Source organism: Amycolatopsis keratiniphila subsp. keratiniphila, assembly GCF_001620365.2.
In the GTDB taxonomy this organism is placed as follows: Bacteria; Actinomycetota; Actinomycetes; order Mycobacteriales; family Pseudonocardiaceae; genus Amycolatopsis; species Amycolatopsis keratiniphila.
The window spans coordinates 21560-35620 of record NZ_LQMT02000032.1; the positions used below are offsets into that span (position 1 = coordinate 21560).

The 14061-nt window shown below is 68.7% G+C and carries 12 protein-coding genes; 5 read left to right on the plus strand and 7 right to left on the minus strand.

Features of this window, described 5'->3' with window-relative positions:
- Positions 1–90 precede the first annotated feature (90 nt).
- The 7 genes from AVR91_RS30000 to AVR91_RS30030 all read right to left on the minus strand — a co-directional run bounded on the left by AVR91_RS30000 (position 91) and on the right by AVR91_RS30030 (position 8562).
- Complete coding sequence (locus tag AVR91_RS30000) at positions 91–1689, minus strand: acyl-CoA carboxylase subunit beta (RefSeq protein ID WP_046199778.1); 1599 nt, start codon at positions 1687–1689, stop codon at positions 91–93.
- Complete coding sequence (locus tag AVR91_RS30005) at positions 1686–2834, minus strand: acyl-CoA dehydrogenase family protein (RefSeq protein WP_063276019.1); 1149 nt, start codon at positions 2832–2834, stop codon at positions 1686–1688. Before AVR91_RS30005 ends, AVR91_RS30000 begins: the two co-directional genes overlap by 4 nt.
- Positions 2831–4522, minus strand: a complete 1692-nt coding sequence (locus tag AVR91_RS30010) for an acyclic terpene utilization AtuA family protein (RefSeq protein ID WP_063276020.1) — start codon at positions 4520–4522, stop codon at positions 2831–2833. Before AVR91_RS30010 ends, AVR91_RS30005 begins: the two co-directional genes overlap by 4 nt.
- Positions 4519–5313 (minus strand): TIGR03084 family metal-binding protein, encoded by a 795-nt coding sequence (locus AVR91_RS30015; protein ID WP_063276021.1) that lies wholly within the window; start codon positions 5311–5313, stop codon positions 4519–4521. Before AVR91_RS30015 ends, AVR91_RS30010 begins: the two co-directional genes overlap by 4 nt.
- A gap of 81 nt (positions 5314–5394) precedes the next feature.
- Positions 5395–6090: a TetR/AcrR family transcriptional regulator gene (locus AVR91_RS30020; protein WP_143254152.1), complete on the minus strand. Its 696-nt coding sequence runs from the start codon at positions 6088–6090 to the stop codon at positions 5395–5397.
- On the minus strand, positions 6074–7321 hold the full coding sequence (locus AVR91_RS30025) for an FAD-dependent monooxygenase (RefSeq protein WP_228709391.1): 1248 nt from the start codon (positions 7319–7321) through the stop codon (positions 6074–6076). Before AVR91_RS30025 ends, AVR91_RS30020 begins: the two co-directional genes overlap by 17 nt.
- A gap of 386 nt (positions 7322–7707) precedes the next feature.
- Positions 7708–8562: an NAD(P)-dependent oxidoreductase gene (locus tag AVR91_RS30030; RefSeq protein ID WP_063276023.1), complete on the minus strand. Its 855-nt coding sequence runs from the start codon at positions 8560–8562 to the stop codon at positions 7708–7710.
- Positions 8563–8612: 50 nt separating this feature from the next.
- Between AVR91_RS30030 and AVR91_RS30035 the strand changes: the two genes are divergently transcribed.
- The 5 genes from AVR91_RS30035 to AVR91_RS30055 all read left to right on the plus strand — a co-directional run bounded on the left by AVR91_RS30035 (position 8613) and on the right by AVR91_RS30055 (position 14042).
- Positions 8613–9005, plus strand: a complete 393-nt coding sequence (locus AVR91_RS30035; protein WP_016333209.1) for a MerR family transcriptional regulator — start codon at positions 8613–8615, stop codon at positions 9003–9005.
- On the plus strand, positions 9002–9367 hold the full coding sequence (locus AVR91_RS30040) for a tetratricopeptide repeat protein (RefSeq protein WP_063276024.1): 366 nt from the start codon (positions 9002–9004) through the stop codon (positions 9365–9367). Before AVR91_RS30035 ends, AVR91_RS30040 begins: the two co-directional genes overlap by 4 nt.
- A 41-nt stretch (positions 9368–9408) precedes the next feature.
- Positions 9409–10248, plus strand: coding sequence for an enoyl-CoA hydratase-related protein (locus AVR91_RS30045; RefSeq protein ID WP_063276025.1), 840 nt, complete (start codon positions 9409–9411; stop codon positions 10246–10248).
- Positions 10245–10853, plus strand: a complete 609-nt coding sequence (locus AVR91_RS30050; protein WP_063276026.1) for an acetoacetate decarboxylase family protein — start codon at positions 10245–10247, stop codon at positions 10851–10853. The genes AVR91_RS30045 and AVR91_RS30050 overlap by 4 nt, the downstream gene beginning before the upstream one ends.
- Before the next feature lie 222 nt (positions 10854–11075).
- The gene (locus tag AVR91_RS30055; RefSeq protein WP_063276027.1) at positions 11076–14042 is read left to right on the plus strand and encodes a ribonucleoside-diphosphate reductase subunit alpha; all 2967 of its coding nucleotides are present in this window, start codon (positions 11076–11078) and stop codon (positions 14040–14042) included.
- Positions 14043–14061: the final 19 nt, after the last annotated feature.

Here is a 14061-nt window from a genome sequence, read left to right on the forward strand (position 1 = left end):
CGCCCTGCCACCCCGATAGCGGGGCCTTCGGCCGAGCGCGCGCCTTTACGTGAATTTGGTTGCCGCGACATCAGTCTGCTCCGCCTCCCGTCACATACGGAAGACGCCGAAGCCCTCGGCGCCCTTCACTGGTCCATTGTGGATCACGGACAGGCTGAGCCCGAGCACCGTGCGGGTGTCGCGGGGATCGATGATCCCGTCGTCGTAAAGCATCCCGGACAGGAACATCGGCATCGACTCGGCCTCGATCTGGCCCTCCACCATGGCGCGCATGGCGGCGTCGTGCTCCTCGTTGTACTCCTGCCCGCGCGACGCGGCGGCGGCACGGGCCACGATCGACAGCACGCCCGCCAGCTGCTGCGGACCCATGACCGCGGATTTCGCACTGGGCCAGGCGAACAGGAAGCGGGGATCGTAGGCCCGGCCGCACATGCCGTAATGCCCGGCGCCGTACGAGGCGCCCATGAGCACCGAAAGATGCGGCACCTTCGAGTTCGACACGGCGTTGATCATCATGGCGCCGTGTTTGATGATGCCGCTCTGCTCGTACTCCTTGCCGACCATGTAGCCGGTGGTGTTGTGCAGGAAGACCAGTGGCGTGTCGATCTGGTTGGCCAGCTGGATGAACTGCGCGGCCTTCTGCGACTCCTCGCCGAACAGCACGCCTTGGGCGTTGGCGAGGATGCCGACCGGGTAACCGTGGATGCTCGCCCAGCCGGTGGCGAGGCTGCTGCCGTACAACGGTTTGAACTCGTCGAAGTCCGAACCGTCGGCGACCCTGGCGATCACCTCGCGCGGGTCGAACGGCACCTTGAGATCGGTGGGCACGATGCCGAGCAGGTCCTCGGCGGAGTACAGCGGCTCGGCGTAGTCCGGCTTCGGCGTCGGGCCCTGTTTGGTCCAGTTGAGCCGTTTCACGATACTGCGGCCGAGCCGGATCGCGTCCTCCTCGTCCGCCGCGAGGTAGTCGGCGAGACCCGACGTGCGGGCGTGCATTTCCGCGCCGCCGAGCGATTCGTCGTCGGATTCCTCACCGGTCGCCATCTTGACCAGCGGCGGACCGCCGAGGAACACCTTCGCTCGTTCCTTGACCATCACGACGTAGTCCGACATGCCGGGCAGGTACGCGCCGCCCGCGGTCGAGTTGCCGAACACCAGCGCGATCGTGGGCACCTTCGCCGCCGAAGACCGCGTGAGGTCACGGAAGATCCGGCCGCCGGGGATGAAGATCTCCTTCTGCGTCGGCAGATCCGCCCCACCGGACTCGACGAGGTTGATCACCGGCAGGCGGTTCTGCGCGGCGATGTCCGCGGCGCGGTAGCTCTTCTTCGCCGTCCACGGGTTGCTCGCCCCGCCTTTGACCGTCGGGTCGCTGGCGGAGATCATGCACTCGACGCCTTCGACCACGCCGATGCCGGTGATCACGCTGGCGCCGACCTGGTAGTCCGAACCCCAGGCCGCCAGCGGCGACAGTTCCAGGAACGGCGAGTCCTCGTCGAGGAGAAGTTCGATCCGTTCGCGGGCAAGCAGTTTGCCGCGTTTGCGGTGCCGGGCGACGTACTTCTCACCGCCACCCGCGATCGCCTTGGCGTGCTCGCCGTCGATCTCGGCGAGTTTGCCGAGCATGGACTCGCGATTCTCCGCGAACTCCTCGCTCCGCGTGTCCACAGTGGACCTGATCGTGCTCATGCGGTGTATCCCAATCGCTTCGCGGCCAAGCCGGTGAGGATCTCGTTGGTCCCGCCGCCGATACCGAGGATGCGCACGTCACGGTAGTGACGCTCCACTTCGGACTCCCGCATGTAGCCGAGTCCGCCGTGCAGCTGCACGGCCTCGTTGACCACCCATTCGGCGGTCTCGACGGCGGTGTTCTTCGCGAAACAAGCTTCGGCGATGACCTCTTCGCCCGCGACGTGCCGCTGGGCGACCTGCCGGGTGTAGGTGCGGGCGACGTCGATCTTGCGGGCCATCTCGGTGAGCTTGTGCTGCACCAGCTGACGGGAGATCAGCGGACGGCCGAAGGTCTCGCGCAGGCGGCACCAGTCCAAGGTCAGGTCGAGTGCCCGCTGCGCGTGCGCGTAACCCTGCACGGCCAGTGAGACCCGCTCGGTGACGAACTGCGTGGCGACCTGCGCGAAGCCGCTGTTCTCGGCGCCGATCAGGTTTTCGGCGGGCACCCGGACGTCCACATAGGACAGCTCGGCGGTGTCCGAGCAGAGCCAGCCCATCTTCTCCAGCTTGCGGGAGACGGTGAAGCCCGGCGTGCCGCGTTCGACCACGATGAGCGAGATCCCGTGGGCGCCGGCTTCACCGGTGCGGACCACGGTGGTCACGAAGTCGGCGCGGCAGCCCGAGGTGATGAAGGTCTTGGCGCCGTTGATGACGTACTCGTCGCCCTCGCGTACCGCCGTCGTGCGGATCCCGGCGACGTCGGAGCCGCCGTCGGGTTCGGTGACCGCGAGCGAGCCGATCTTGGTGCCTTCCAGTGTCGGCCGGACCCAGCGTTCGATCTGCACCGGATCGCCGGCCGCCGCGATATGCGGGACGGCGATACCGCAGGTGAACAGCGAGGCGAAGAGCCCACCGGAACCGCCCGCGTAGTGCAGCTCCTCGGCGATGACGACGGCGTCGAGGTAGTCGCCGCCTCCTCCGCCGACCTCCTCAGGGAAGCCGACGCCGAGCAGTCCGAGTTCCCCGGCCTTGCGGTGCAGATCGCGGGGCAGCTCGCCCTCGCGCTCCCAGTCGTCGAGGTGCGGCAGGATCTCGGTTTCGGCGAACCGCCGGACGGTCTTGCGCAGTTCGGCGCGTTCCGGCGTGGCGAAGGGGTCGGTCACAGGAGGGCCTCCGGGATGTCGATCTCGCGGGAGCGCAGCCATTCCCCGAGCGCCTTCGCCTGTGGGTCGAACCGCGCCTGCGACGCGACGCCCTCGCCGAGGATGCCTTCGACGACGAAGTTGACCGCCCGCAGGTTCGGCAGCAGATGCCGCCGGACTTCGAGGTCCGCGGTCTCCGGGATCAGCAGTTTGAACTCGGTGACGGTCAGCCGGTGAGCGAGCCAGCGCCACGCCTCGTCGGACCGCGCCCAGACGCCGACGTTCGCGTTGCCGCCCTTGTCGCCGCTGCGCGCGCCGACCACTTTGCCGAGCGGCACCCTGCGGACTTCGGCCTGCGTGAACGGCACTGGCAGTCCCTCGAAGTCCACTTCGGACAGAGGCAGGGTTCCGGCGGCGGGCGCGATGTCGCGACGGGTTCCGTCCGGCAGGACGGCGACGTGCGGGACCTCTTTCGCGTCAACGAAAGCGGCACGATAGACGCCGTAGGGCGAGGCGGCCGCGGGCGGCGCGGTGACGTGGAAGCCCGGGTAGCTCGCCAGCGCGAGTTCGATCGCCGCTCCGCTGAACGCGCGCCCGGCGACCTCGGGATCGGCGTCCTTCACCGCGACGTGCAGCAGTGCGCTCGCCTGCTGCTCGGTTTCGGCGTCGGGCCGGTCGGTGCGGGCCAGGGTCCACCGCACGTCGGCGGGTGGCCGGGCCTTGAGCGCGCCTTCGAGCTGTTCCTTGACCAGCGCGGCTTTCGCCTCGATGTCGAGTCCGGTGAGGACGAACGTCGTCTCGTTCCGGAAACCGCCGAGCCCGTTCAGGCAGACCTTGAGCGTCGGAGGCGGCGGCTCGCCCGTGACACCGCTGATCCGGACGCGGTCCGGGCCGTCCTCGGTGACGGTCAGTGTGTCGAACCGCGTCGTGACGTCCGGCCCGGCGTAACGGGCGCCGGTGATCTCGTAGAGCAGTTGCGCGGTCACGGTTCCGGTGTTCACCACACCCCCGGTGCCGGGGTGTTTGGTGATCACGCTGGAGCCGTCGGCGGAGATCTCGGCGATCGGGAATCCCGGGACGCCGATCTCGTGTTCGGTGAAGAAGGCGTAGTTGCCGCCGGTGGCCTGCGTCCCGCATTCGATCACGTGCCCGGCCGCGACCGCGCCGGCGAGTGCGTCGTAGTCGTCGCGCGCCCAGCCGAAGTGCGCGGCGGCCGGGCCGACGATCACCGACGCGTCGGTGACGCGGCCGGTCACCACGATGTCGGCGCCCGCGTTCAGGCATTCCGCGATCCCCCACGCGCCGAGATAAGCGTTGGCGGTCAAGGTCTTGCCGAAGCCGAGCTCCTCGGCACGCTGGATGAGGTCGTCACCTTCGACGTGCGCGATCGCGACGTCGACGCCGAGCTTCGCGGCCAGTTCGCGGAGCGCGCCCGCGAGCCCGGCCGGGTTCAGCCCGCCGGCGTTCGCGACGATCTTGACGCCTTTTTCCTTGGCCAGCGCGAGATTCTGTTCCATCTGACGCAGGAACGTCTTGGCGTAGCCGCGGTTCGGGTCCTTCATCCGGTCGCGGCCGAGGATGAGCATGGTCAGCTCGGCCAGGTAGTCGCCGGTCAGCACGTCGAGCGGGCCGCCGGTGAGCATCTCGTGGACCGCGGAGAACCGGTCGCCGTAGAACCCGGACGCGTTGCCGATGCGGATCGGGGTCATGCGAACTGCCCCGGTTTCCGCCCGGCGCCGGGCGGCCCGGCGAACGCCTGCGCGATCCCGAGCCATTCCTCGACGTCCTTGCCCGCGGCGACCAGGTCGGTGTCGGCGGGGTGACGGCGCTGGGTGATCACGAGACAGAAGTCGGCCGCGCTCCCGGTGAGCCGCTGCGCCGCGTCCTCGGGACCGAAAGCCCAGGTGGTGCCGTCGGGCGCGGTCAGCTCGACGCGGAACTCCCCGGTGGGCGGAGCGAGCGAATTGAGCTTGTAGGCGAAGTCGCGCGTGCGGGTGCCGAACCGGGCGATATGCCAGATCCGGGCGGTGTTCTCCCGCGCGACGCCGAGCGTGTCGAAGATGTCCTGGCCGTGGGCCCAGGTCTCCATGAGGCGTGCCGTCACCATGGACGCGGCGCTCATCGGCGGGCCGTACCAAGGGATCTTCTGCCCGTCGGGCACCGCGGCGAGCGCTTCGGCGAGCTCCGCGCGACCGGCGCGCCACTCCTCCAGAAGTTCGCGGGGCGGCGTCTTCGCCCCCTCGGCGGCACCGTCGTCGACGTAGGACTCGCCCGTCGCGAGCAGCCCTTCGATCTCGGCCTGCCATTCGGCCTCGGATCCGCGCGCCGCGATCAGCGCCTTCTTGTCCGTCCAGGCCAGATGGGCTATCTGATGAGCGATCGTCCAGCCTTCGGCCGGGGTCTGCCGTGCCCAGTCCGACGCGGGCAGAGCCGCCACCACGTCGTCGATGGCCTGCGATTCCGCCGCGAGATCCCCAAGGATCACGCCAAGGTCAGCCATGCCCGCCTCCTCGCGTCTTCCTCAGGCTGGCACCCCGCACCGGAAAAATCAAGCGTGCCTGATTGTTTTGTGGAGAAGCGGTCAGCCGGAGATGATGCCCAGCGCGACGGCACGCCCGCCCTCCAGCGAGCGGATCCCCTCTTCCGCCGCCAGCTTCACCTGCTCCGGTGTGGCCCGCTCGGGACCGAGAAGCGCGGTGATGGACGCGGCGAACACCCGGGCGGGATCGTCGACCGGCAGCCTGCTCCCGATCGAAGGGGCCGCCGTCAGGAAACCCGCGAGGAGGGCCTGCAACGCGAAGGCCTGATCGGCCACCTCCCAATCGGTCCTGGCGAGGTCGTGCCGCCGCCAGATGGGCAGGATGTGATGCAGGAACGCGCCCGCGCCCAGCGTTTCGAGCAGGGTCGCCGACCGGGGGTCCTCGGCGAGGACCCCGAGCAGGACGTCGTCGCCGGTCTGCAGCGCGTTGACGTACGGATGCCGGGCCGCGACCTCCAGCATGTTCGGACCGAGGCGCGACGGCCGGGCCAGCTCGGGGTCCGCGGTGACCGCCGCGACGACCTCGTCGGCGAGCGCGACGAAATCGCGGCTGATCAGCCCGAGCAGCAAGTCTTCCTTGGTCTTCCAGTAGAGGTAGACGGTGCCCTTGCCGACGTGGGCCTTGGTGGCGACCTCCGCGATGGTGACGCCCTTGCTGCCCCGGCTCAGCAGCAGTTCGCCCGCCGCCGCCAGGATGCGTGCCGCTTTGGGCGAGCCGTGTTCAGGCAGTTCCGCCAACAGTGGTCCTCTCCGGTATCGCGCCGACGATATCCGCATTCTTGTACAACGCGATCTCGTCGAGCCGCATGATCCGGTCGGTCAGTCGTTTGCCGAGCTTGAAGCGGCTCAGCACCGGCACCGCGCGCCGAAGCAGAAGCTGCATCCGGTTGTCCAGGACGAAGATCTTCCGGTCGGCGAACGCGCCGTCCTGGTAGTGGTCGACGTAAGGCCGCAGTGCCCGTTCCCAGGCGGAGAGGGCGGTGGCGAGGTCACCGGGGTGCCGCTCCAGCATGCCGCCGAGCAGATCGGCTCCGGTGAGCCCGGACGAGACACCCATGCCGGCGTAGAGCGTCACGCACCAGGCGGCATCACCGATCAGGACGACACGTCCCTTGTGCCAACGGTCCAGGCGCACTTGCTCCACGGAGTCGAACAGGACGTCGCCTGCGGACTCCAGCGCGCCGACGACGTCACCGAGCACCTTTCCCAGCGGCCGCGGGCCGAACGCCGCGCGCACGCGTTCCGCGGGCGGCCGGGTGAACTCGGCGTCGACGTCGTCGGTGCGGTAGGTCAGCATGACCGTCGGGTCGTGGTCGGAGAACGCGAAGACCCACATCGAGCGGTCCGGTTCGAGCAGCGTCGCACCCTGTCCGGGGGCGAGGCCGGCGGGCGTTCCGGTGTACTGGAAGGCCGCGACCATGTAACCCATCCGCCGCAGATACCTCTCGTGCGGGCCGAACACCAGCGACCGCACTGTGGACCGCAGCCCGTCCGCACCGACGACGAGGTCGAAGCGTTCGGTCGTCGCGGTGTTCGAAGCGGTGTCGAGCAAGGTGACGTCGACACCGTCGGCGTCCTGCTCGATGGCCGTGGGGACGGTCGAGTACCGAATCTCCACGTCGTCGGGGAGAACGGCGAAGGCGGCCTTCTCGACGTCACTCCGCAGCATCATCCAGGGCTTGCCGGGCAGGTCGGCGTACGACATCCCCGGACGGCTCGAACCGTCACGGGCGAGGTCGAGGCCCTGCGCGAGCGAGGCCCGGTCGTGGATGGCGCCGGCCATGCCGAGCCTTCGCGCGGCCGCCTGCCCGGCGCCGAACAGCGCGACGAAGTACCCGCCGGACCGCCTTTCCGGCGCTTTCTCGATCAGCACCGTCCGCCAGCCGGCCTTGCGCAACCGCGCCGCCGTCGCGATCCCGCTGACACCCATTCCGACGACGAGTACCCGTCCCGCTTCGCTCCCGGTCATACTTCCGAACATACTGACCAAAATGTTCAGTTGGTCAGTATGTTGTCCGCGTCACAGCCGTGTCGTCCACCCAATCACGCGTGCCGTCCATCCAGTCACGCGTGTCGTCCGCCTGGTCACACCTGCCGTCCGCCCAGTCACGTGAAGCCCCGATTCGTTCCACGGGAGTAAGCCGACGGGGCCCGGTGGACGGGCACTCCGCTCGTGGTCGCGTCGGCGCTCATGGCGCGAAAGCCACTTTCAGGACGTCACGTGTCTCGAAAGTGGCTTTCGCGACACGCGCCCAACCACTCGGGCAAGCCACATGCGTTGCGAAAGCCACTTTCGCAACGTTGAAGGTTGCGAAAGTGGCTTTCGCAACCCCCTTCGCCGCGGCCTGATCCGCTTTACTCCCCCGGCCGCTCGAATTCCCGGATCAGCACCGGATACTGCTCACCCCCGTGCCCGGCGGCGATCGCGCGATCGGCCATCGCCTTGATCAGCTTCGGCAGTTCGGCGTTCACGCCCAGCGCCTCACTCTCCTCGACCATGTGCGCCATCGCGCGCGCGTCGGTCTCCAGCGCCGACACCTCGGCGGGGAAGGAACCCTGGTCGATCTGCTCCGCGTAGCCGGGCAGCCAGTCCGCCACCCCGGCGGCGATCTGCCGCGCGAACGGCGCGTACGTCGCGGCGTCGACACCGGCCGTCTTGAGCATCGCGGTGCCCTGGAGCCACGCGTTCAGCACGCTCCACATCATCGTCAGCCCGGCGACGTCGTACAGGGACGCGAGGCCGGGGTCCTCGCCGAGGTGGCTGACCGTGCCGAGCGCGCCGAGGTCGAAGTCCGGCAGCGGTCCGCTCAGCAGGATCACCGCCTCGTCGGTCCCTATCGACGACGGGATGGCCATGATCGCGCCGTCCAGGTAGCGGGCGCCCTGTTTTTCGGCCCAGGCGGCGGTTTCCCGCGCCTGCGCGGAGTCGCCCGAGGTGAGGTTGACCAGGGTCGTGCCGTCGAGCCGGGCGTCGCCGAGCAGTTCGCGCACGGCGGAATAGTCGGTGAGGCACACGATCGTCACGCCGCCGAGCGCGTCACCGATCGCAGGTGCGAGCCGCGCACCTTCGGCGACCAAAGAGTCCGCCTTGGCGGCGGTCCGGTTCCACACGGTCGTGGGATGTCCCGCCTTCAGGAACGCGCGAGCGAGCGCGGTGCCCATCAGGCCGAGGCCGACGACCGAAATCGGGGTGTTCGTCTTGTCTGTCATGGCACGATCGTCAACGTTGATACCGGTATGAAGGTCAAGTGGGGAAAGCGATGAAGATCGGTGAGCTGAGTCACCGGACGGGCGTCAACGCCCACCAGCTGCGCTACTACGAGGCACAAGGCCTCCTGGAGGCGAGCCGCGGCACGAACGGCTATCGCGAGTACGACGAGACGGCGTTGCTGCGGGTGAGGCAGATCCGTCATCTGCTCGCCGCCGGCCTGTCGTCCGAGGACATCGCGTATCTGCTGCCGTGCGCGATCGGCGAGGAGCCCGAGCTGATCGGCTGCCCCGAGTTGCTGGCCGCGATGCGCGAGCGGCTCGGCCGCCTGGACGAGCAGCTGGCCAAGCTGACGCGATCGCGTGACGCGCTGGCCGAGTACATCGTGGTGGCCGAGCGCGTCGGCGCCGAGACCTACCCGCCGTTCGACGGCACCGCCGCATGAACGAAGCGATCCGGCTACGGGAGGAAGGCACCGACGAGGCACGCCTGCGGCTGATCGAGCTGGCCGAGAAGAACCCGCGGGACGCCGTGATCGCCTACCAGACCGCGTGGGCGCACGATTCAGCCGGCCTGGAAGCCGAAGCCGCCCCGTTCTACGAGCAGGCACTCGCGGGCGAAGGTCTGTCCACAGAGGACAGACACGGCGTGTTCGTCGGGCTCGGCAGCACGTATCGCGTCCTCGGCCGGTACGACGAGTCGCTCGCGACCTTGCGGCGCGGCCTCGGCGAGTTCCCGGACGACGGCGTCCGGCGGTACCGGCGAGCGGTCGAGTACTACGCGGACCATCTGGACGACGTCGAATGAGTCTTGTTGACACCTTGTCAACACTGGCTTACTTTCACGTCATGAGCGCGTACGCCGAAATCACCTACGAGGTCGAAGACCGCATCGCGACGGTCACGCTCAACCGGCCCGAGGCCCGCAACGGCTACACCATCCGCATGGCCGACGAACTCGGCGACGCGATGGACCGCGCCGACCGCGACGAGGACGTCCGCGTGGTGATCCTGACCGGCAACGGCAAGGACTTCTCGGTGGGCGCCGACCTCACGCAGGGCGGTTTCGACTTCGATCCGGAGACCGGACCGGACGCGGCGTGGCAGGAGCCGGCGGGACGCTGCTCGAAACGGATCTTCACGATGAACAAGCCGGTGATCGCGGCCCTGCGGGGCGCGGCCGTCGGCGGCGGCGTCACGATCACGCTGTCGTGCGACTACCGCCTCGCGTCCACGGACTCCCGGTTCGGCTTCGTGTTCGTCCGTCGCGGGATCTACCCCGAAGGCGCGTCCGCGTGGTTCCTCCCCCGGCTCGTCGGGATGGGCACCGCACTCGATTGGATGATCAGCGGCCGCGTCTTCGACGCCGAGGAGGCGAAGGCCGCCGGGCTGGTCCACAGCGTCCACGAACCCGAAGAAGTACTCGGCAAGGCCCGCGAGCTGGCTCGCGAGATCGCCGCGACCACGTCGCCGGTTTCGGTCGCCGTGACCCGCCAGCTGCTCTACCGGATGGCGAGCGCGGAATCGCCGTTCCCCGTGCACGAGCTCGACTCCCGGCTGATCGGCGGCCTGGGCTCCAGCCCGGACGCGGTCGAAGGCGTCGTGTCCTTCCTGCAGAAACGACCACCGGAGTTCTCCATGCGCGTCGACACCGATCAGCCCGACTACCTGCCGTGGCTGGACAAATGACCGCCTATCCCCCGGAACCCTGGAACCTGGCGGGTCAGGCGTACCTGTCGATCTGGCGTGTCCCGGTGAGCGAACTGCCCGCACTGCCCGGCGGCGTCGAGCCGATCGTGATCGGCGGCCGCGCCCAGGTTTTCACCGCCTGGATCGACTACCAGGAGCCCGGGCAGCTCCAGTACCACGAGCTGCTGGCGACGGTCGCGGTCCGCGGCGAGCGCCTCTCCAGCTCCATCACCGACATCTGGGTCGACAGCGAGGTCTCGCTCGCCGGCGGGCGAGCGCTGTGGGGCATCCCCAAGGATCTCGCGGCGCTCGACTTCGCCCACGGGCGGACCTTCACTGCTTCGGCGGCCACTCAGGACGACTGGATCGCGACGGCGGCCTTCACGCCTCGCCCGAGTCTCCCGGTGCGGATGCCCGCGGCCTTCGACGTCGTCCAAATGCTGGACGGCCGTCTCAAAAGGAGCCCCGTCCGGGCGAAGGCGCGACCTTGTCCGGCGGCCGCGGACTGGCGGATCAACGAGTCCGGGCCGTTCGGCTTCCTTGCCGGTCAGCGGCCCGTCCTGAACGCCTGCCTGCGCGATTTCAAGATCGTCTTCGGCGGTTGACCAGCCGCTCAGCGTGATCGTCTAACCCGCCAGGGTGAGCCGACGACACGCCACCCATTGGGGCACGTGCAGCCTCCGACCCCTACATGTAGTCTCTGGGAACCGGCACCGCCCAGCGACGGGGAGACCGCTCGGGAGCGGTGGTCGGACAGCTTTGTGAACGTGCAGCGCACGGCCTTGTGAGGCCTTGTGGTGCTTCAACGCGCCCTTTTGGAGTGACGCATGTCAGTCGATACCGGTCAGCGGCCGCCCTCGTCCTCGGACACCACGCCCGCGACCGTGCGAGTCATCCGGCGGGACGGCAGCGTGTCCCCCTTCGACGCGAACAAGATCTCGGTCGCCGTGACCAAGGCCTTCCTCGCCGTCGAGGGCGGTGACGCGGCCGCCTCGTCGCGGATCCACCACCTGGTCAAGGAACTGACCGAGCAGATCGAGACCACCCTGCTCCGCCACGCCGGTCCCGAGACCGCGCTGCACATCGAGCAGATCCAGGACATCGTCGAGCTCGCGCTCATGCGCGGCGAGCACCACAAGGTCGCCCGCGCGTACGTCCTGTACCGCGAGGAGCGCGCGAAGGCCCGTGAGGCCGAGAAGCCCGCGTCGTCCGACGTCGCCATCAGCGTCAAGGCGGCCGACGGCTCGCTCCGCCCGCTCGACTGGGCCCGCGTCGCGCACGTCGTCGGAGAGGCCGTCGCCGGACTCGAGGACGTCTCGGCGGAGCCGGTGCTGGCCGAGGCCAAGCGCAACCTCTACGACGGCATCAGCGCCGACGAGCTCGCCCTCGCGCAGATCATGGCCGCGCGCGTGCTCGTCGAGCAGGAGCCGAACTACTCCTACGTCAGCGCCCGGCTGCTCGCGGACAAGCTCCGCGGCGAGGCGCTCAGCTACCTCGCGGGCGTGCCGCAGCAGGCCAGCCAGGACGAGATGACCACCCGGTACCCGCAGTACTTCCGGGACTACCTCAAGCGCGCCGTCGAGCTGGAGCTGGTCAACCCCGAGCTGCAGGCCTTCGACCTCGACAAGATCACCGCGGCCATCCGCGCCGAGCGCGACCTCGACTTCGGCTTCCTCGGCCTGCAGACCCTGTACGACCGGTACTTCCAGCACCACGACGGGGTCCGTTTCGAGCTGCCGCAGGCGTTCTTCATGCGCGTCGCGATGGGGCTGGCGATCCGCGAGGACGACCGTGAGGCTCGCGCCATCGAGTTCTACGAGCTGCTCTCGACGTTCCACTTCATGGCGTCCACTCCGACGCTGTTCAACTCGGGCACCACGCGCCCGCAGCTGTCGTCCTGCTTCCTCACCACGGTCGACGACGACCTGGACTCGATCTTCCAGGCGTACAAGAACAACGCGCTGCTGGCGAAGTACTCGGGCGGACTCGGCAACGACTGGACCCCGGTCCGCGGCCTCGGCGCGCACATCAAGGGCACCAACGGTCAGTCGCAGGGGGTCGTGCCGTTCCTCAAGATCGCCAACGACACCGCGGTCGCGGTGAACCAGGGCGGCAAGCGCAAGGGCGCGGCGTGCGCGTACCTCGAGACCTGGCACGTGGACATCGAGGAATTCCTCGACCTGCGCAAGAACACCGGTGACGACCGTCGTCGTACGCACGACATGAACACCGCGAACTGGGTGCCGGACGAGTTCCTGCGCCGCGTCGAGGCCGACGCGCAGTGGACGCTGTTCTCGCCGAACGAGACCCCGGACCTGCACGACCTCTACGGCAACGCGTTCGCCGAGCGCTACCGCGAGTACGAGGCCGCCGCCGAACGCGGTGAGCTCAAGGTGTTCCGCAAGGTCCGCGCGGTCGACCTGTGGCGCCGCATGCTGACCATGCTGTTCGAGACCGGCCACCCGTGGATCACCTTCAAGGACCCGTGCAACCTGCGTTCGCCGCAGCAGCACGTGGGTGTCGTGCACTCGTCCAACCTGTGCACCGAGATCACCCTGAACACCACCACCGACGAGGTCGCGGTCTGCAACCTCGGCTCGGTGAACCTGCTCAAGCACGTCACCCCCGAGGGCCTGGACACCAAGCGCCTCGAGAAGACCGTGCGCACCGCGGTCCGCATGCTCGACAACGTGATCGACATCAACTTCTACACGATCCCGGAGGCGCGCCGCTCCAACCTGCGCCACCGCCCGATCGGGCTGGGCCTGATGGGCTTCCAGGACGCGCTGTTCGAGATCGGTGTCCCGCTGTCCTCGGACGAGGCCGTGCAGTTCGCGGACACCAGCATGGAGCACATCAGCTACTACGCGATCTCGGCCTCGACCGACCTCGCGGAGGAGCGCGGCCAGTACCAGACGTTCGAGGGTTCCTTGTGGAGCAAGGGAATCCTGCCGATCGACTCGATGCAGCTGCTGATCGACGCCCGCCAGGGCGACGCGCTCGACGTCGACACCTCGTCCACTTTGGACTGGGCGCCGCTGCGCGAGCGGGTCAAGACCGTCGGCATGCGCAACTCCAACGTGATGGCGATCGCGCCGACCGCGACGATCTCCAACATCTGCGGCGTCGGGCAGTCGATCGAGCCGCTGTTCCAGAACCTGTTCGTCAAGTCGAACATGTCCGGTGACTTCACCGTGGTGAACCCGCACCTGGTCCGCTCGCTCAAGGAGCGCGGGCTGTGGGACGAGGTCATGGTGTCGGACCTGAAGTACTTCGACGGCAGCCTCGGCCAGATCGACCGCGTGCCGGACGACCTGAAGGCGCTGTACGCGACCGCGTTCGAGATCGAGTCCAAGTGGCTGGTGGACGCCGGTTCGCGTCGTCAGAAGTGGATCGACCAGGCTCAGTCGCTGAACCTGTACATCGCGGCGCCCAGCGGCCGCAAGCTCGACGAGCTGTACCGCTACGCCTGGCACAAGGGCCTCAAGACCACGTACTACCTGCGGGCCCGGTCCGCGACGCACGTGGAGAAGAGCACCCTGCGCGGCACCGACGGCAAGCTGAACGCGGTCTCGGCCACCCCGGCCCCCGCCGCACCCGCTTCGCCGAAGCCCGCCGTCACCCCGGCTCCCGCCGCTTCGCCCGCGCCGTCGGCTTCCGCCGCGGTCCCCGCCGCTGTTCCCGCCGCCAAGCCGGAGCCGAAGGAGATGCCGAAGGTCTCGGACGTCGACTTCGTCGCCACCGAAGGCGCCGCCTGCCGGATCGACGACCCCGACTGCGAAGCCTGCCAGTAACGACATCCTCGTGAGTGGT